Source organism: Tsukamurella ocularis (assembly GCF_024807615.1).
Lineage (GTDB): Bacteria > Actinomycetota > Actinomycetes > Mycobacteriales > Mycobacteriaceae > Tsukamurella > Tsukamurella ocularis.
On record NZ_JANUCJ010000002.1, the window covers coordinates 28,173 to 45,694 of the forward strand.

Below are 17,522 nucleotides of genomic sequence, written 5' to 3' on the forward strand. Positions count from 1 at the left end.
GCGCTCGTCCCTGGGACGCCGAGCGCGAGCGCCTCGCGGCCGCGGGCCTCTTGAGTGCCACGGGCGGGCGTAGGGGAGGCGTCGATGAGCAGCGCGGCTTACCTCGCCAGGTGGCCGCATCTACGATTTCTCGGGACGCATTTGAAGGCCAAACTGCAGCGGTCAGGCGCAGTTGCGCTACCCGGCATGGAGCGGTCACAAGCGACCCATGGGTTTGCCGCCAGCCCGTCAAGACTCGGCTGTACCGGGCTGGACGGCCTGATCTTACTGAACGCCGTCCCTGGGCCCCGATTGCTACGCGAGCATGTTCAGTCTCGTTTGGGCTCAGGCTCTACTCCGACGGCGTAAGGAGGGCAGTTAGTCGCAGGTTCGAATCTTGTCAGCGCGATGTTCTGCCCAGCGCCTATGCGCTGGTCGTGGTCGCTTGTGTCGACTACGTGCCAAACATTGCGCTTCAATCAGCACTCTTCAGGGCCTGGATCCATGCTTTGATTACGTGGTGGACAAGATGGTCGACGCGACTCTCAGCGGAACGATGGGGCATTTTTGGCTAGACCTGACGACCTACAATCGAGCAGACATCTCGTGGCAAGGGCATGCTGAGCAACGAGACGACTATCTTGCCATCCGGACTATCAAGCGACCCGACGAGGGACTCCCGCAGCCTGGGGCGACTCCTATGCCGGAGGCTGTTTACGGCGCTACCGAGGTCGGCGGTACGGTTGCCTATGACATTCGAAGTGTTCCCGAGAACAGCGTGCTCGGGGGTAGCAAGATTTCTGTGCGCTCGTATCTCGCGCGAGGATTTGTCGTCGGGATTGATCCGGGCGAGCTAGCCAGCGCGAAAGTTGTCTCGATCACTGCGCAATTCTACGGGCTCGTCATGTGGAGCGGCGCGAAGGGGGCTCACATTGACTACGGCAAGCAGCCAGACGGTCGGGTTAACACGATGACCTACACGGTCCGGCGGGTTACTCCGGTTACTGCGAAGATAAGCGGCGGGCGGACCTTGGAGATTGGTGTCAGTTGGGAAGCAAGTGAGCGTCAGTTCGATCAGTTCTCCGCGTCTACGCCACTTACATTTACGATCACCAGGTCGAGGCCCGGGACTTGGTACGAGCTCATCCGACCGGTGATTGCCTTTCAAGATTTGATCAACCTGGCCTACGACGCATTCGTTCCGTGCGTCGGCGGGTCGCTCGTTCCTCATTTCCGAAAGGATGTTGAGTCAAGCAAGGGTGCGCTCTGGAGTAATTCCCTAATGGATGTTCCCGACGGGGTAAAGCGTGCCTCCGAAAAGTCGGAGCGACCGGCATTCTCCCTGGGGGCAATTGGTGGGGCGCCGGGAGTGCGGCGCTGGCTGCTGTTGGCTGAGGCGCATCCCCGGGCGGTGGGGCCGTTGACCAGTGCCCGACGATTCGGCATGACGACAGTCGAAGTCGAACTAATGAACATCGCAGTCGCGATCGAGTACTGGGTCGGAGCGTGCAAAAAGGAGTCGAGCAGTAGGCCGAAGTGGACCAAGGTCAGGAATAAGGGCTACGCCGAATTGCTGGCCATGCGCGTCGGCTCAGAGTTCCGGAGGTTTGTCGGCGGCGACGAGTGCAAGTGGGCGCGCCTGTTCTGGGACCGCTACACCGCACTCAAACACAACCCGCTGGTGTCCTACGACTCATACGAGATTTCAACTTTGATGAGGGGCGGCCGGATCCTCCTTATGTGTGCTCTGCTGAACCGGGCGGCTGGCTCGAAAGCGCCCACTAGGTGGATCTGTCAGTCCGCCCAGTTCTATCATCTAGGCGAGCGGACTCGGGACCTCATGGCGAGCAACCCGAGGCTATACAAGCGATAACGGACAGTTGTTGCGACCCCGCCCGAAGAAGTAAACCGGCGAGGCGTTTGGCCGACGCACGGGACGGTAGTGGTCGTTCGGAGTACGGAGTCCTTGCGCTCTGGTGATCCATGTAGAGGTCCTGACGGTCGAACTGAGTTGACCGGCGTCGTGGGTCCTCTCGCACAGTTTTGGCAGACGATGCGGGAGCGGTTCCCCGCGGTATCCGCTGGATCACGGCCGAACGCTCCCCGTACTGTGGTGGGACCGCGGGCGCCGACGCTGCGCACCAGCCCGCAGACCGTCTGAATCCATGAAGCCGGCATGCCAGCGTCTGGTGGGGCAGCCCTCTCCGTTGAGGGTTCAGCAACGGACTCGACGGCGTGGTTGGAGATATCGCCCACGAGACCGATGGCTCCTCCGGTGACGTCACCGGCGCCCGTGGCTATCTCGAATCGGCCCTTGACACAGGCGCAGGTCTGGTTGCGCGAGCCGTCCTAAAGTTTCTCGGTCTCCCATTGGACGCGGAGGCCGCGCCTGGGTTCGAGTAGAGCAGGGACACGTCGCGGCGGGGCTGGCGGGAGCGCCGGCGCACCGGCACCGGTCATAGGCCGTGCAGCGCCGCGAACGGGTCCTGCGTGGAGTCCGTCCGGTGGTCGAGCTCGGCCATGGTCACGGCGACGCCGGCGAACTCGTCGCCGCAGAGCGCTCGGATGAGGGCGACCGTCATGTCCATCCCCGCTGCCACGCCGGACGAGGTCCAGCGGTCGCGGTCCTCGACCCAGCGAGCGTGCGGCACCCACTCGACGGTGCTGCCGAAGGTCTCGACCCAGCGGAAGGCGTACTTGTTCGACGTCGCGCGGTAGCCCTCGAGCAAGCCCGCCGCCGCGAGCAGCGCGGAGCCCGTGCAGACGGACGTCACCAGCCGGGCGGCCGTGCCGTGGTCGCGCAGCCAGGCGAGGAAGGCACCGTCGGTGATGATCTCGCGCGTGGCGAGGCCGCCCGGGACCAGGATGATGTCCGGCGCGGGCGCCGCGGCGTAGGTGTGGTCGGCGTTGACGGTCACGCCCTGCGAGCTGGGCACGGGAGCGTCGCCGGGGGCGAGGAAGGTGACCGAGAAGTGCTCCGGCAGCAGGCCGAACAACTCGACGGGGCCGAAGACGTCGAGCAGCTCGAAGCCGTCGAACAGGACGATCTGCACGGAGCGCGGGGCCATGACCCGACGGTACGGGAACCACAGGCGGGCGCCCCGAGGGCCGACCGGGCATGATGACCCCATGAGTCTTTCCGACAAGGTCACCGAGCTCGGCGCGTGGGGTCTCGAGAACGGGCACCGCGCCCTGCTCGCGATCACGGGCGGCCGCTTCCCGAAGCGCGTGCTCGGCATGCAGACTCTGGAACTGCACACCATCGGCAGGAAGTCCGGGCAGCGTCGCTCGACGATGCTCACGGCGCCGATCTACGGGCCCGACCGCGTCGTGGTGGTCGCGTCCAAGGGCGGGCACTCGGACAACCCGGACTGGTTCAAGAATCTGGCGGCGAATCCCGACGTGGAGATCACCGTCGACGAGGTCACGAGCCCGTGGACCGCCAAGGCCGCCGACCCGGGCGAGAAGTCGCAGATCTGGCCGCAGATCACCAAGGCCTACAGCGGCTATGAGGGCTATCAGAAACGCACCGACCGCGACATCCCCGTGGTGGTTCTGACCCCGCGCTGACGCATCGCCGATTCACCCGTATCGATTCGAGGCGCGGGCTACCGTTCCGGACATGACGAATCAGCGTGTGAAGAAGTTCGCCACTGCGTTCGCGGTGCCCGCGGTCGTGGTCCTCGGCGTCACCGGGTGCTCCCAGTCGACGGGCGGCGAGCCGGTCGCGGCGGGCACATCCTCCGCGACGGCGACGGCAGCAGCGACATCGGCCACCTCGGCAGCGGCAAGGCCCGGTGAGTGCGCGCCGGTATCCGGCCGGGTGCTGACGCTGCCGACGAAGGCGGCGGGGGAGCCCACGCTCGGCTTGCCGCAGCCGACCGGATGGGAGAGGGAGACCTCCCAGGACTCCGACGTGATCCGCGGCGCCATCGTCAACAAGGACCTGGTCAGCGACGCCTTCGCCGCGAACGCGGTGATCACGCTGGAGAACGCCAAGGGCATGACCGCCCAGCAGGCGCTGGACTCCCAGGTGGACTCGCTGCGCCAGGGCCTCAAGGTCACGGGCCTGCAGCCCGTGCCGGGTAGCCTCTGCGGCTACCCGAGTACCATCGTCACGTACACGATGCCCGGTAGCACGCCGAACCATAAATCGACCACACTCGCGGTCTCCATCCCCGACGGTGTAACCCTGTGGTCGGTCACCATCACCGTGCAGTCCAAGATGCCCGACGATCCGATCTACCGGCGCGACTCGCAGGCGATCCTGACGGGGCTGCAGATCACGAAGTGACGACCCGGCGTGGCGCCGGGCGCGGCGCCACCCACTGTCACTCGCCGAACGCCGGATCCCGGCCGATGAAGGCCATCAGCGAGGTCACCTCATCGGTCCCGGCCGGGACGGGGATCGGGGCGCCGAACTGCCCCGACTCCTCCAGCATCGGCCCCATCGACTCGAGCCCGCCGTGCAGCGCCTTCGCGAACGCCGGATCGAGATCCGGGGTGATGCCGTTCGAGCGGCCCAGGTCCCAGGAGTGCATGAAGACGTCCGCGGTGTAGAACTGGTCGACCAGAGCATCCAGCGGCTTCTCCCCGAACATCTGTGTGGTGAGCACCCGCGACGCGTCCGGGGCGTCGAGCAGGGCCTGTACCGCCTCGGTCAGCTGGCCGAAGGCGGCCGCGGGCTCCGCCGCGTCCGAGGGGGCGCCGGGCAGTTCCACGCCATTCATCGCGAGGAACCCGGGCAGCCACTCGACGAGGTGGCCGACCACCTCGCGGGCCTTCCACTCGGGGACGGGCGTCTGCGCGTCCCAGTCGGTGATCGCGCCGGCGACACCGGCGAAGGTGGCCGCCGCGGCGCGGTGCCGATCGGCGGGGGAGAGCGTGCTGAGTTCGGTCATGGCGCCACTCTGGCACGGGCCACCGACAGGCGCGTGGCCTACCGTGAACATCCGTGACCGAACACCTGAGCATCCCCACCGCCGCGGGCTCCTTCGACGCGATCGCCGCCGGCCCCGAGGACGGGCGACCGGTGCTGTTGCTGCACGGCTTCCCGGAGGCCGCCATCGCCTGGCGGTATCAGGTCGCGGTGTTGGGGGAGCGCGGATTCCGGGCCGTCGCCGTCGATCAGCGCGGCTACTCGCCGGGTGTGCGGCCCGAACGGCCGGCCGAGTACGGGCTCTCCGAGCTGATCGGCGACGTGGTGGCGATCGCCGACGCCCTCGGTTGGGAGCGGTTCGACCTCGTCGGGCACGACTGGGGCGGCGCGGTGGCCTGGTGGACCGCCACCGAGCACCCGGACCGGCTGCGGTCGCTCGCCGTCGTCTCCACGCCCCACCCGGCCGCCCTCGCCGTCGCTGTGAAGACGGACGAGGACCAGGCCAGCCGTTCCCGCTACATGACGGAGTGGCGCGCCATCCCGGCCACGGAGAACGCCATGCTCGCCGACGACGCCCGCGCGCTGCGGCAGATCTTCGGGCGCGACGTGCCGCGCGATTCCGTCGACGACTACGTCCAGCGCCTGCAGGAGCCGGGTGCCCTCACGGCCGCGCTGAACTGGTACCGCAGCGGCCGACCGCCGGCGGCGCTCGGCACCGTCGACACCCCGGTCCTGTACGTCTGGCCGACCGAGGACGTGGCATTCGGCGACGTCGCCGCCCTCGGAACAGCCGCGCACTGCGGCGGGCCGTACCGGTTCGAGATGCTCGAGGACGTCTCGCACTGGGCGCCCGAGCAGGCGCCCGAGGCGATCACCACGATGCTGCTCGAGCACCTGGACGCGACCTGAGGTCGGCCTATCCGGGGATGATCTCCGGGGCGTGCGTCACCGGACAACTGAGCGACGCCGCGATGTAACACTGCTCGCCGGCCTCGTGGTGCAACGCCCGCGCCACCTCGGCGTCGGCGCCCGGCGCGAGGACCACCCGCGGCCGCAGGTCGATGGAGGTGAACCGCCCACCGGCGCCGGGCCTCTCGACCATGGTGCCGACGGCCGCATCCACGTAGTCGACCACCACGACGCCCCGCAGTGCGCACAGCGCCAGGTAGGAGAGCATGTGGCAGTTCGCGGCTGCCGCGACGAGCAACTGCTCGGGGTTCCAGAGAGCGGGGTCGCCGCGGAAGTGCGGGTCCGCCGAGGCGGTGATCGAGGCCGCCGCCGCGGAGCTGAGCCGGTGTTCCCGCTGGTAGGAGCGGTAGTCGGTCGTGCCCTCGGCCGAGGACCATTCGACTTCGACGGAAAAAGTGTGCTCGTTCACCCCGCAATCGTCCCCCTGTTGTGTATCTAATGGGGAGCATGTTGCACAGGCGAAAGAAGTCCACCACCGTCCGGGTCGCCAGCGTGCTGGCGGCCGTGAGCCTCGTCGCGGCGGGCTGTGGCACGTCGGGCGACGGCGCGGCGTCGTCGAGCACGGCCGCCGGCTCGTCGTCGAAGTCCGCCCCCAGCAGCGTCGACCGCCCCGCGCCTCCCGGCGCGGCCGACGACGCCGGCGCTACCGAGAAGGCGCGCGCGCTCGCCGATGCGGTCACCCTCGACGGCGCTATCAAGCACCTCGAGGCCTTCCAGGACATCGCGAACCGCAACGGCGGCAACCGTGCACTCGGCTCGCCGGGCTACGAGCAGAGCGTCGAGTACGCCGAGAAGGTTCTCCGCGACGCCGGCTACACCCCGCAGCGCCAGGAGTTCTCGACGGCCGTCTGGTCCGCGTCCAAGGTCGACGTGCAGGCCGGGGGCGCCCCCGTGAAGGCCGCGGCCCTCTCGTTCTCCGGCGCCACTGAGGGCACCGTCACCGCCAAGGCCGTGGTCACCGCTACGAAGGGCTGCAGCGACGCCGACCTCGCCAAGGTCACCGCGGGCTCGATCGCGGTCGTGCAGCGCGGCACGTGCACCTTCGGCGAGAAGTACAAGGCCGCCGCTGCGAAGGGCGCGAAGGCCCTCGTCATCACCAACAACCAGGCAGGGGACTGGAAGGGCGGCACACTGGGCCTCGACGACGGTGCCTCGATCGCCGTCGTCGGCGTCGCCCAGGACGCACCGATCACCGACGGCCAGGACATCACGCTCACCGTCGAAGCCAAGACCCAGAAGGCGAAGACCTGGAACATCATCGCGGAGACCGCGAAGGGCGACGACGCGAACGTGCAGATGGTCGGCGCGCACCTCGACAGCGTCACCGAGGGGCCCGGCATCAACGACAACGGTTCGGGCTCGGCCGCGGTCCTGGAGACCGCCGCCAAGCTCGGCGCGGGCGCCGATGTCAAGAACAAGGTCCGCTTCGCGTTGTGGGGTGCCGAGGAGGAGGGCTTGGTCGGCTCGGAGCACTACGTCAAAGAGCTGAGCGAGGAGCAGGCGTCGAAGATCAAGCGCTACCTCAATTTCGACATGCTCGGCTCGCCCAACGGCGGCTACTTCACCTTTGACGGCGACGGCTCGTCCAAGCTCGACGGTGGTGCCGGCCCGGCCGGATCGGGCGTGATCGAGCAGGTCTTCCGCAACTACTTCGCTTGGCGGGGCGTGCCGGTCGAGGCCTCCGCCTTCGACGGCCGCTCGGACTACGGCCCCTTCAAGGAGGTCGGCATCGCCTCGGGCGGCATGGATACCGGCGCGGACGGCGAGAAGACCGCGGAGCAGCAGCGGCAGTGGGGCGGCACGGCCGGAGACATCTTCGACCCGAACTACCACAGTCCGCGCGACACGATCGAGAACGTCAACCGGGAGATGTACCGCATCTCGCTCGGTTCGGTCGGCTTCTCCACGGCGTACTTCGCGGCGCTCTGATGCACCGGTAGTCTCGACTGCGCAAGCGGTCGAGTGATTCACAGTGCGTGATGTCAGTGCGGAGGTCCGGTGGGCAGGTTCAGCAACAAGATGTGGAAGGTGCTCGGCGCGCAGAGCACACGGAACCAGACCCGGTCCGTCGCGCTGATCGAGCAGTCCGCCGCATTCGACGAGTGGGCGCAGGGACTCTCCGACGACGAGTTCCCCGACGCCGCGCTGGCGCTGGACGTCTACGCCGCCAAGTCGGACGATCGCGCGAAGTTCATCGCGATCGCCCGCGAGGGCGCCGACCGCGCGCTCGGGCTGCGGCCCTTCGACGTCCAGCTGCAGGGCGCCGACCGGCTTCTCGAGGGCGACGTCATCGAGATGGCCACCGGCGAGGGCAAGACCCTCGCCGGGGCCGTCGCCGCCGCGGGCATGGCGCTCGCCGGCCGTTCCGTGCACGTGATCTCGCCGAACGACTACCTCGCCCGGCGCGACGCGGAGTGGATGACGCCCTTCTTCGACCTGCTCGACGTCACTGTCGGCTACGTCGCCGAGTCGTCCACCCGCGAGGAGCGGCGTGAGGCCTACGCCAAGGACGTCGTCTACGGCTCGGTCAACGAGATCGGCTTCGACGTGCTCCGCGACCAACTCGCCACCCGCGCCGAGGACCTGCTGTCCCCGAAGCCGGACGTGGCGATCGTCGACGAGGCCGACTCGGTGCTGGTCGACGAGGCCCTGATACCGCTGGTGCTGGCAGGTTCCGTCAAGGGCGACGTGCCGCAGGCGGCGATCATGGAGGTCGTGGCCCGGCTGCGTGAAGGCAAGCACTTCGAGATCGATTCCGACGGCAAGTCCGCCTTCCTCACCGACGACGGCGCGAAGCTGGTCGAGGAGGAGCTCGGCGGCATCGACCTGTACTCCGACGCGCACGTCGCGTCGACACTGCCGCAGGTCAACATCGCGCTACACGCCTACTCGCTCGTCGAGCGCGACGTGCACTACATCGTGCGCGACGGCCAGGTGAAGCTCATCAACTCCTCCCGCGGCCGCGTCGCCGAGCTGCAGCGCTGGCCCGACGGCCTGCAGGCGGCGGTCGAGGCCAAGGAGGGCCTGTCGCAGACCGACTCCGGCGAGGTGATCGACACGATCACGGTGCAGGCGCTGCTGCAGCGCTACGCCCTGGTGTGCGGCATGACCGGCACCGCGATCGCGGCCGGCGAGCAGCTGCGCCAGTTCTACGACCTGGGCGTCTCGCAGATCCCGCCGAACACCCCGACCGTCCGCGTCGACCAGCCCATGCGGGTCTACGACAACAAGGGCAACAAGGTCGCGGGCATCGTCGACTACGTGCGCGAGGTGCACGAGACCGGCCAGCCGGTGCTCATCGGCACGCACGACGTGGCCGAGTCCGAAGAACTCGCGCACATGCTCAAGATCTCGGGCGTGATCGCGACGGTGCTCAACGCCAAGAACGACGCCGACGAGGCGCGAATCATCGCCGATGCCGGCACCAAGGGGGCGGTCACCGTCTCGACGCAGATGGCGGGTCGCGGCACCGACATCAAGCTCGGCGGCCATGACGCCGGCGACGAGAGCCCGGAGCACGACGAGGTGGCCGAGCTCGGCGGCCTCGCCGTCGTGGGCACCGGCCTGCACGACACCGAGCGCCTGGACCAGCAGCTGCGCGGCCGCGCCGGCCGTCAGGGCGATCCCGGCACGTCGGTGATCTTCGCGTCCGTCGAGGACCCGATCGTGGAGCGGCACCTGCCGCGCGGGCGCCCGCCGGGCGGCGCGGACCCCGAGACCGGCGAGTTCCCGGGAACCAAGGCCGCCGACCTCCTCGACTCGGCGCAACGCGTCGCCGAGGGCGGGATGCTCGAGACCCACGCCAACACCTGGCGCTACAACCAGCTCGTCAACCAGCAGCGCGACCTCGTGATGGCGCGGCGGCACACGCTGCTCACCAGCGATCGGCCGCTGACGGATTTCGCCGAGCTGGAGCCGGAGCGGCTCGCCGAGCTGCGCGAGACGGGGATCTCCGACGAGGTGCTCGAGCAGGCGGCCCGCGAGGCCTTCCTCTACCACCTCGACCGCACCTGGGCCGAGCACCTCGCCTTCGTCTCCGAGGTGCAGACCACGATCCACCTGCGCGCGTTGGGCCGCCAGTCGCCGCTCGACGAGTTCCACCGCCTCGTGATCGAGGAGTTCCGCAAGCTCCCGGACGAGGCTGTGGGCCGCGCCCGGGAGACGCTGCGGGAGGCCGAGATCACCGACGACGGCATCGACCTCGACGGTGCCGACCTCGGTCGCAACACCCTGACCTGGACCTACATGGTCCACGACAATCCGTTCGCCACCAAGGGTATGGCGAACATGTTCGGGATGATCTGAGCCGGTCGTGAGCGAACCCGGGCGGTCCGCAGCCGGGGCCGACGGCGCACCGTCGGCCCCGGGGAAGCCGCCGAGCCCGCTGAACGTGCCCAACGCTCTGAGTGCGCTCCGGCTGCTCGGCGTGCCGCTGTTCCTGTGGCTGGTGCTGGTGGAGCACGCCGACGTGTGGGCGCTGGCGGTGCTGATGGTCTCGGGATTCACCGATTGGCTCGACGGCAAGCTCGCGCGGTTGCTGAACCAGCAAACGCGACTGGGGGAGTTGCTCGATCCTGCCGCGGACAGGCTCTACATGATCGCAGTTCCGATCGCCTTCGGCATCCGCGGGATCCTGCCGTGGTGGGTGATAGGGCTGCTGATCGGCCGCGAGGTGGTACTCGCCGGGACGGTGCCCTTCCTGCGGAGCCGCGGCATCACCGCTCTACCGACGCTGTACCTCGGCAAGGCCGCGACCTTCGCGCTGATGTACGCGCTGCCGATGCTGCTGGCCGGCACCTTCGACAACATGCTCGGCGCGATCATGCACCCGCTGGGCTGGGCGTTCCTCATCTGGGGCTTGGGGATGTACTGGTGGACCCTGGTGCTCTACTGGTGGCAGACGGTGCTCGTGGTGCGTGACCTGCCCCGGGTGGGGTAACCGGGGGCTGTGTTGCTCAATCATCGTGTCGCCCACTAAGTTGTAACCCGCTGCGCGGCCCCGCTCAGCCCTCGCGAAAGGACATCACGTTGAGTGCCAGCTTCCCCGGAGAACTGCTGTACACCCCCGATCACGAGTGGCTGCTGAAGAAGAGCGAGACCGTGGTGCGGATCGGGATCACCGATTTCGCGCAGGATCAGTTGGGTGACGTGGTCTTCGTGCAGCTGCCCGAGGACGACGCCGAGGTGGCCTCCGGCGATTCGTTCGCCGAGGTGGAGTCCACCAAGAGCGTCTCCGACATCTACGCACCGCTGTCGGGCACCGTCGTCGCGATCAACGGCGAGCTGGACTCGAGCCCCGACCTGATCAACTCGGATCCCTATGGCGAGGGCTGGATCGTGGAGATCGAGGCCGCGTCTCCCGAGGACCTGGAGACCGCCCTGGGGGAGCTGCTCGACGCGGATGCGTACAAGGCGCTGACCGCCGAGGCGTGATCGCCTTTCCTTAGAACGGCTTTAGAGCCGACGAATCCGGCCGCCTCCGAGGCGCCGGGCGCGGTACCGTGGACCCGTACGTCCATCAGGTGTCGTGAACTACAGACCTGTGCAGTAATCACTGACGAAGGAGCGATGTGAGCGAGAACGACAAGGGCAACGAATCGGCCCCCGTTGAGACCACTTCGGTGTTCCGCGCCGACATCATCCGCGAGATGGACGCCACCGGCGGATCCGAGAGCGATGCGCCCGTCCAGGGCCTCGACAACCTCCCGGCCGGCGCGGCTCTGCTCGTGGTGAAGCGCGGCCCGAATGCGGGTTCCCGCTTCCTGCTGGATCAGGAGACCACCTCCGCGGGTCGTCATCCCGACAGCGACATCTTCCTCGACGACGTGACCGTGTCGCGTCGCCACGCGGAGTTCCGCTCCGTCGAGGGCGGCTTCACCGTCGTCGACGTGGGCAGTCTCAACGGCACGTACGTCAACCGCGAGCCGGTCGACGCGTCGCCGCTGGCCCACGGCGACGAGGTCCAGATCGGCAAGTTCCGCCTGGTCTTCTTCGTCCCGGCGGCCGGCTGACACCTGTGACGGCCCCACGCCAGGAATCGGCGGCCCCGAGCGCGATGTCGATCGGGGCCGTCCTCGAACGTCTTCGTGACGAGTTCCCGGACGTGACCATCTCCAAGATCCGATTCCTCGAGTCGGAGGGGCTGGTCACGCCCGACCGGTCCCCGTCGGGATATCGGCGGTTCTCGCCGAAGGATTGTGAGCGGCTCAAGTACGTGCTCACCGCGCAACGCGACTACTACCTGCCGCTGAAGATCATCAAGGAGCAGCTGGACGCGCACGATCGGGGTGAGGCCGTCGAGGGCCCCGCTCCGCGTGCGCCCCGCGTGCTCGCGGCGGTGTCGTCGAAGACGGCGCCCGCCACCGACTTCTCGGCGCGCCGGCAGACCAGGATCAGTCGCGCCGACCTTCTCGCCCGGTCCGGAGCCGACGAGGCCTTCCTGCGGGAGTTGGAGCGCTCGGCGTTGCTCACCTCTGGCAAGGCCGGCTTCTTCGACGAGGACGCGGTCGCGCTGGTGCAGGCGGCCAAGGCCCTCGCCGAGTACGGCCTCGAGGCGCGGCATCTGCGCGCCTTCAAGACCTCGGCCGACCGCGAGGCCGGCCTCATCGCCCAGATCGCCAATCCCATCGCCCGTGGCGGCGACGCGGGTGCCGCCGAGCGCGCGGCCGAGCTGGTGCGCGAACTGGCCGCCCTGTCGGTCACCTTCCACACACAGCTGGTCAAGGCCGCCGTGAAGGATGCGGTGCGCTGACGCCGTCCCGCGAGCGTCTCGCTGGACTCCCCGAACCGGGCGTCGGCGCTGGATCCCGCCTGCCGCGCCGGTAAGCTGGAACCATGATCGAGATGACCGTCGCGGGCATCCGGATGGACCCGCCGCAGAACGATCCCGTCCTGCTCCTGCGGGAGGTCTCCGGCCTCCGGTACCTGCCCATCTGGATCGGCCAGGGCGAGGCGACCGCGATCGCGATCAAGCTGCAGGGCGTCGAGCCGCGCCGCCCACTCACGCACGACCTCATCGTCGACCTGCTCGAGACCCTGGGACGCTCGGTTACCGAGGTGCGCATCACGGGGCTCCAGGAGGGCACGTACTTCGCGGACCTCGTGCTCGACGGTGACCAGACCGTCTCGGCCCGGCCATCGGACTCCATTGCCATGGCCGTGCGGCTCGAGGTCCCGATCTTCGCGGAGGAGGAGGTACTCGCCGAGGCGGGCCTCCTGCTGCCCGACGAGGAGGTCGCCACGGAGGCAAGCGAATCCGGCGAGGAGCCGCCCGCCGACGAGGAGGTCGAGGCGTTCAAGGAATTCCTCGATTCGATCTCCGCGGACGACTTCAAGGCGCCGGGCGACTCTTGACACCGGTGCGGATCCGGGGTCGCCGCGAGGTCACGATTCGATCTCGACCTCAACTTCAACTTGAGGGTGTCGGTGTGTCGCGTTGATTCGTCGCCCTGCGGGCCCTAGCGTTCACGCCGAACACCGCGGAATGGCACCGAGGGAATTACACCGACGGCCTCCACGCGGGAGGCGTACTCTCAGGAGTGCGCACGGACCTCATGAGGGAGACGGCAGTGACCGATCAGGACGGCACCGGGCAGAACATGCCGCAGGCGGATAACGCCGTGGGCACCCAGGGCTCGCTCGACGACATCGCCCCGGGCCTGTTCCCGAACGACACCATCCCGGACGAGTTGCTCGGCTACCGCGGCCCCAGCGCCTGCCAGATCGCCGGCATCACCTACCGCCAGCTCGACTACTGGGCCCGCACCTCGCTCGTGGTGCCCTCCATCCGCAGCGCGGGCGGCTCGGGCACCCAGCGCCTGTATTCCTTCAAGGACGTGCTCGTCCTGAAGATCGTCAAGCGCCTGCTCGACACGGGCATCTCACTGCAGAACATCCGCGTCGCCGTCGATCACCTCCGCCAGCGCGGTGTCGAGGACCTGGCCCGCATCACCCTCTTCTCCGACGGCACCACCGTCTACGAGTGCACCAGCGCCGAGGAGGTCGTCGACCTCCTGCAGCACGGTCAGGGTGTCTTCGGCATCGCCGTCTCCGGCGCGATGCGCGAGCTCACCGGCACCATCGCCGACTTCCCCGGTGAGCGCGCCGATGGCGTGGCCGCCGAGGCCGCCCCCGAGGACGAGCTGGCCTCGCGCCGTCGCAACCGCGCCCGCGCCACCGGATAGATCGCATCCCGCGCACCGGGCGGGTCACCGTACGGGCGTCCTGCTGAAATGCGTTAGAATCTTCGTGCGTCGCAACACCGCGTGGGAGAGCCCAGCGGGCACCGTCGAGCACGGGCCCACGGGCGCCGAAGGAGCAACACCTCTCCGTCAATCTCTCAGGCACCAGGACCACGTGGGTTGGGCGCCTCTGGAGCCGCCGGCGACTGAGGGAGAGGGCACCCGGCCCGGAGGTCCCCAGTGTCCGACACCACTCCCGCGAGCAACTTCCCCGCGCGCCATATCGGCCCCGACGCGAGCGAGCTCGAGCAGATCCTGCGCGTCATCGGCGTCGACAGCCTCGACGACCTGGCACGCGCCGCGGTCCCGTCGGCCATCCTGGACCCGGAGGCAGACAACGGCCTCGGCGCCCTGCCGGCCCCGATCGACGAGCACGACGCCCTCGCCGAGCTGCGTGCCCTCGCGGACCGCAACACCGTGGACCGGACCATGATCGGCCTCGGCTACTACGACACGCTGACCCCGCCGGTGCTGCTGCGCAACATCATCGAGAACCCGGCCTGGTACACGGCGTACACGCCGTACCAGCCCGAGATCAGCCAGGGCCGCCTCGAGGCCCTGCTCAACTTCCAGACCATGGTCTCCGACCTCACCGGCATGGAGATCGCCAACAGCTCCATGCTCGACGAGGCGACCGCCGCCGCCGAGGCCATGACGCTGCTGCGCCGCGCCGGCAAGTCGAAGAGCCCGCGGCTGGTCGTCGACCGTGACGTCTTCCCGCAGACTCTCGCCGTGATCGAGACCCGCGCCGAGCCGCTGGGCATCGAGGTGCTGGTCCATGACGTGACCACCGGCCTGCCCGAGGGCGAGTTCTTCGGCGTCATCCTGCAGACTCCCGGCGCGTCGGGCCGCATCGCCGACGTGCAGGCCGTGATCGACGGTGCCCACGAACGTGGCGCGCTCGTCGCCGTCGGCGCCGACCTCCTGGCGATGACGCTCCTGACGCCTCCCGGCGAGCAGGGCGCTGATGCCTGCTTCGGCACCACGCAGCGCTTCGGCGTGCCCCTCGGCTTCGGCGGCCCGCACGCCGGCTACCTCGCAGTGCACAGTAAGCACGCCCGCCAGATCCCCGGCCGCCTCGTCGGCGTCTCCGTCGACGCCGACGGCAACCTCGCCTACCGCCTCGCCCTGCAGACCCGCGAGCAGCACATCCGCCGCGAGAAGGCCACGTCGAACATCTGCACCGCGCAGGTGCTGCTGGCCGTGCTCGCCGCGATGTACGCCAGCTACCACGGCCCCGACGGCCTGAGGGCGATCGCACGTCGCGTGCACGCGCGCGCCTCCGCCCTCGCCGCGGCGCTGGGCGATGCAGTGGTGCACGCCGAGTTCTTCGACACCGTGCTCGTCAACGTTCCCGGCCGCGCCGACGACGTGCTCGCCGCAGCTAAGGCCGCCGGCTACAACCTGTGGCGCGTGGACGACGACCACATCTCCGTCGCCTTCGACGAGACCTCGACCGAGGCCGACGTCGCTGCCGTCCTCGCGGCGTTCGATGCGAGCCCGGTTCAGGTGGCACCGTCGGACATCGAGAACCGAACCTCTGAGTTCCTGACCCACCCGGCGTTCCATGCGTACCGCACCGAGACGGCGATGCTGCGCTACCTTCGCAAGCTCTCCGACAAAGACATCGCGCTGGACCGCTCGATGATCCCGCTGGGCTCGTGCACGATGAAGCTCAACGCGACCGCCGAGATGGAGTCCATCACGTGGCCCGAGTTCTCGCGGCTGCACCCGTTCGCACCGGCCGCGGACACCGAGGGCATCCGCGCGCTGATCAGTCAGCTGGAGGAGTGGCTGGTCGCGATCACCGGCTACGACAGCGTCTCGCTGCAGCCGAACGCCGGCTCGCAGGGCGAATACGCGGGCCTCCTCGCGATCCGCAACTACCACCTCTCGCGCGGGGACGCGCACCGCACCGTCTGCCTGATCCCGTCGTCCGCGCACGGGACGAACGCCGCGTCGGCCGTCATGGCGGGCCTGCGCGTCGTCGTGGTGGCCTCGCGGGAGTCCGGTGATGTGGACACCGCGGACCTGAAGGAGAAGATCGCCAAGCACGCCGATGAACTGGCGGCGATCATGATCACCTACCCGTCCACGCACGGCGTGTACGAGCATGAGGTGCGGGAGATCTGCGCGGCGGTGCACGAGGCGGGCGGTCAGGTCTACGTCGACGGTGCCAACATGAACGCGCTGGTCGGGCTGGCCCGGCCCGGCAAGTTCGGCGGCGACGTCTCGCACCTGAACCTGCACAAGACCTTTTGCATCCCGCACGGCGGCGGCGGCCCCGGCGTCGGTCCGATCGGCGTGCGCAGCCACCTCGCGCCCTTCCTGCCCGGGCACCCGCTCGAGCCCTCGCTCGGGAACGGCCCGACGATCTCAGCCGCACCGTTCGGCAGCGCCTCGATCCTCCCCATCACGTGGGCGTACATCCGGATGATGGGCGCCTCGGGCCTGCGCACCGCGACGCTCACTGCGATCGCCTCCGCGAACTACATCGCCGCGCGGCTGAACGACTCGTTCCCGGTGCTCTACACGGGCGAGAACGGCCGCGTGGCCCACGAGTGCATCCTCGACGTTCGCGGCATCTCGAAGGAGACCGGCGTCTCCATCGACGACGTCGCGAAGCGCCTGGCCGACTACGGTTTCCACGCGCCGACGATGAGCTTCCCCGTCGCGGGCACGCTCATGGTGGAGCCGACGGAGAGTGAGTCGCTCGGCGAGATCGACGAGTTCTGCGACGCAATGATCGCCATCCGCGCGGAGATCTCACGGGTCGCCTCGGGAGAGTGGCCGGTGGACGACAACCCGCTGCGCGGCGCCCCGCACACGGCGGAGTGCCTGGTCACCGAGTGGGATCACCCCTACTCGCGCGAGGTCGCCGTCTACCCCCAGGGCCTGCCGTCCGGCGGCGCGCGCGCCAAGGTGTGGCCGTCGGTCCGCCGCATCGACGGCGTCTACGGCGACCGCAACCTGGTCTGCTCCTGCCCGCCGATCGAGGCCTTCGCGGAGTAGTCCCGAAGCCGACCGTGCCCACCCCCGCTCGCGGGGGTGGGCACGGCTGTTCGTGGGGTCGGTGTCAGCCCTGGGGGTTCGGGGGCGGGGTGTCGGGGGTCGGAGCCGCGCCGCCGGCAGGCGGCGTCGTGCCGCCGCCGGTCACGTCCTTGACCTTGTTCACCGCCTGGTCGATCGTGTCCTCGTGCCCGGCGAACTTGCCCTTCGCCGCACTGCCCGCCTTGTCGATCACCTTGTTGACCTGGTCGGGGTTCTTGCCGAGCAGTTCCTTGATCTTGTCGAGAAGCGCCATGGTGCAACCTTCCGGTGGACTCGTCCGCGGTCGCCGTCGCCGTCTGCTTCGCCGCGACATCCCGCGCCTGTGCTCCTCGTTCACCGTAACCGAGATCGGGGGTGCTGCCGAGGTCTCGCTCGTACCGATTCCAGCCGGTGCTGGCCGATTG

The 17,522-nt window shown here is 68.8% G+C and carries 17 protein-coding genes and 1 riboswitch; of the genes, 13 read left to right on the plus strand and 4 right to left on the minus strand.

Going from position 1 to position 17,522, the window contains the following annotated elements:
• The first annotated feature begins 496 nt into the window (after positions 1-496).
• Positions 497-1,852, plus strand: a complete 1,356-nt coding sequence (locus HNP44_RS06160; RefSeq protein ID WP_259143748.1) for an ApeA N-terminal domain 1-containing protein — start codon at positions 497-499, stop codon at positions 1,850-1,852.
• Between the two features lie 583 nt (positions 1,853-2,435).
• On the opposite strand, the gene HNP44_RS06165 is transcribed toward HNP44_RS06160, so the two are convergent.
• Complete coding sequence (locus HNP44_RS06165) at positions 2,436-3,047, minus strand: DJ-1/PfpI family protein (RefSeq protein ID WP_259143747.1); 612 nt, start codon at positions 3,045-3,047, stop codon at positions 2,436-2,438.
• A gap of 61 nt (positions 3,048-3,108) precedes the next feature.
• Between HNP44_RS06165 and HNP44_RS06170 the strand changes: the two genes are divergently transcribed.
• Positions 3,109-3,549 (plus strand): nitroreductase family deazaflavin-dependent oxidoreductase, encoded by a 441-nt coding sequence (locus tag HNP44_RS06170; protein WP_259256856.1) that lies wholly within the window; start codon positions 3,109-3,111, stop codon positions 3,547-3,549.
• Between the two features lie 52 nt (positions 3,550-3,601).
• The gene (locus HNP44_RS06175) at positions 3,602-4,273 is read left to right on the plus strand and encodes an LpqN/LpqT family lipoprotein (RefSeq protein WP_259143745.1); all 672 of its coding nucleotides are present in this window, start codon (positions 3,602-3,604) and stop codon (positions 4,271-4,273) included.
• 37 nt (positions 4,274-4,310) lie between these two features.
• Here the strand turns inward: HNP44_RS06175 and HNP44_RS06180 are convergent, their stop codons facing one another.
• The gene (locus tag HNP44_RS06180; RefSeq protein WP_259256857.1) at positions 4,311-4,880 is read right to left on the minus strand and encodes a maleylpyruvate isomerase N-terminal domain-containing protein; all 570 of its coding nucleotides are present in this window, start codon (positions 4,878-4,880) and stop codon (positions 4,311-4,313) included.
• Positions 4,881-4,933: 53 nt separating this feature from the next.
• On the opposite strand from HNP44_RS06180, the gene HNP44_RS06185 reads away from it, so the two are divergent.
• Positions 4,934-5,767: an alpha/beta fold hydrolase gene (locus HNP44_RS06185; protein WP_259143741.1), complete on the plus strand. Its 834-nt coding sequence runs from the start codon at positions 4,934-4,936 to the stop codon at positions 5,765-5,767.
• 7 nt (positions 5,768-5,774) lie between these two features.
• On the opposite strand, the gene HNP44_RS06190 is transcribed toward HNP44_RS06185, so the two are convergent.
• Positions 5,775-6,236: an OsmC family protein gene (locus tag HNP44_RS06190; RefSeq protein WP_259143739.1), complete on the minus strand. Its 462-nt coding sequence runs from the start codon at positions 6,234-6,236 to the stop codon at positions 5,775-5,777.
• A 38-nt stretch (positions 6,237-6,274) separates the two neighbouring features.
• Here HNP44_RS06190 and HNP44_RS06195 point away from each other — a divergent pair, with 38 nt between their 5' ends.
• The 9 genes from HNP44_RS06195 to gcvP all read left to right on the plus strand — a co-directional run bounded on the left by HNP44_RS06195 (position 6,275) and on the right by gcvP (position 17,079).
• On the plus strand, positions 6,275-7,756 hold the full coding sequence (locus HNP44_RS06195) for a M28 family peptidase (protein WP_259143737.1): 1,482 nt from the start codon (positions 6,275-6,277) through the stop codon (positions 7,754-7,756).
• 69 nt (positions 7,757-7,825) lie between these two features.
• On the plus strand, positions 7,826-10,132 hold the full coding sequence (gene secA2 / locus HNP44_RS06200; RefSeq protein ID WP_259143735.1) for an accessory Sec system translocase SecA2: 2,307 nt from the start codon (positions 7,826-7,828) through the stop codon (positions 10,130-10,132).
• Positions 10,133-10,211: 79 nt separating this feature from the next.
• Positions 10,212-10,766, plus strand: coding sequence for a CDP-alcohol phosphatidyltransferase family protein (locus tag HNP44_RS06205; RefSeq protein WP_259143810.1), 555 nt, complete (start codon positions 10,212-10,214; stop codon positions 10,764-10,766).
• A gap of 89 nt (positions 10,767-10,855) precedes the next feature.
• Complete coding sequence (gene gcvH, locus HNP44_RS06210; RefSeq protein ID WP_224647836.1) at positions 10,856-11,260, plus strand: glycine cleavage system protein GcvH; 405 nt, start codon at positions 10,856-10,858, stop codon at positions 11,258-11,260.
• Positions 11,261-11,397: 137 nt separating this feature from the next.
• Positions 11,398-11,838: an oxoglutarate dehydrogenase inhibitor Odhl gene (gene odhI, locus HNP44_RS06215; RefSeq protein WP_259143734.1), complete on the plus strand. Its 441-nt coding sequence runs from the start codon at positions 11,398-11,400 to the stop codon at positions 11,836-11,838.
• A 5-nt stretch (positions 11,839-11,843) separates the two neighbouring features.
• Positions 11,844-12,578: a transcriptional regulator FtsR gene (gene ftsR / locus HNP44_RS06220; protein WP_445515051.1), complete on the plus strand. Its 735-nt coding sequence runs from the start codon at positions 11,844-11,846 to the stop codon at positions 12,576-12,578.
• Between the two features lie 83 nt (positions 12,579-12,661).
• Positions 12,662-13,180, plus strand: a complete 519-nt coding sequence (locus HNP44_RS06225; protein ID WP_259143733.1) for a bifunctional nuclease family protein — start codon at positions 12,662-12,664, stop codon at positions 13,178-13,180.
• Between the two features lie 245 nt (positions 13,181-13,425).
• Positions 13,426-14,010, plus strand: a complete 585-nt coding sequence (locus tag HNP44_RS06230; RefSeq protein ID WP_259143808.1) for a MerR family transcriptional regulator — start codon at positions 13,426-13,428, stop codon at positions 14,008-14,010.
• A 72-nt stretch (positions 14,011-14,082) separates the two neighbouring features.
• A riboswitch (glycine riboswitch) is annotated at positions 14,083-14,191 on the plus strand.
• A gap of 56 nt (positions 14,192-14,247) precedes the next feature.
• Positions 14,248-17,079, plus strand: a complete 2,832-nt coding sequence (gcvP, locus tag HNP44_RS06235) for an aminomethyl-transferring glycine dehydrogenase (RefSeq protein WP_259143732.1) — start codon at positions 14,248-14,250, stop codon at positions 17,077-17,079.
• A 64-nt stretch (positions 17,080-17,143) separates the two neighbouring features.
• Here the strand turns inward: gcvP and HNP44_RS06240 are convergent, their stop codons facing one another.
• Entirely contained in the window at positions 17,144-17,371 is a 228-nt protein-coding gene (locus tag HNP44_RS06240) for an antitoxin (RefSeq protein WP_259143731.1), read from the minus strand.
• Positions 17,372-17,522 lie beyond the last annotated feature (151 nt).

Excerpts from the sequence above, each read along its gene's own strand:
- HNP44_RS06240 (WP_259143731.1), bottom strand. The coding sequence starts at position 17,371 with ATGGCGCTTCTCGACAAGATCAAGGAACTGCTCGGCAAGAACCCCGAC.
- HNP44_RS06170 (WP_259256856.1), top strand. The coding sequence starts at position 3,109 with ATGAGTCTTTCCGACAAGGTCACCGAGCTCGGCGCGTGGGGTCTCGAG.
- HNP44_RS06195 (WP_259143737.1), top strand. The coding sequence starts at position 6,275 with ATGTTGCACAGGCGAAAGAAGTCCACCACCGTCCGGGTCGCCAGCGTG.
- HNP44_RS06225 (WP_259143733.1), top strand. The coding sequence starts at position 12,662 with ATGATCGAGATGACCGTCGCGGGCATCCGGATGGACCCGCCGCAGAAC.
- HNP44_RS06165 (WP_259143747.1), bottom strand. The coding sequence starts at position 3,047 with ATGGCCCCGCGCTCCGTGCAGATCGTCCTGTTCGACGGCTTCGAGCTG.
- HNP44_RS06230 (WP_259143808.1), top strand. The coding sequence starts at position 13,426 with ATGCCGCAGGCGGATAACGCCGTGGGCACCCAGGGCTCGCTCGACGAC.
- HNP44_RS06180 (WP_259256857.1), bottom strand. The coding sequence starts at position 4,880 with ATGACCGAACTCAGCACGCTCTCCCCCGCCGATCGGCACCGCGCCGCG.
- HNP44_RS06175 (WP_259143745.1), top strand. The coding sequence starts at position 3,602 with ATGACGAATCAGCGTGTGAAGAAGTTCGCCACTGCGTTCGCGGTGCCC.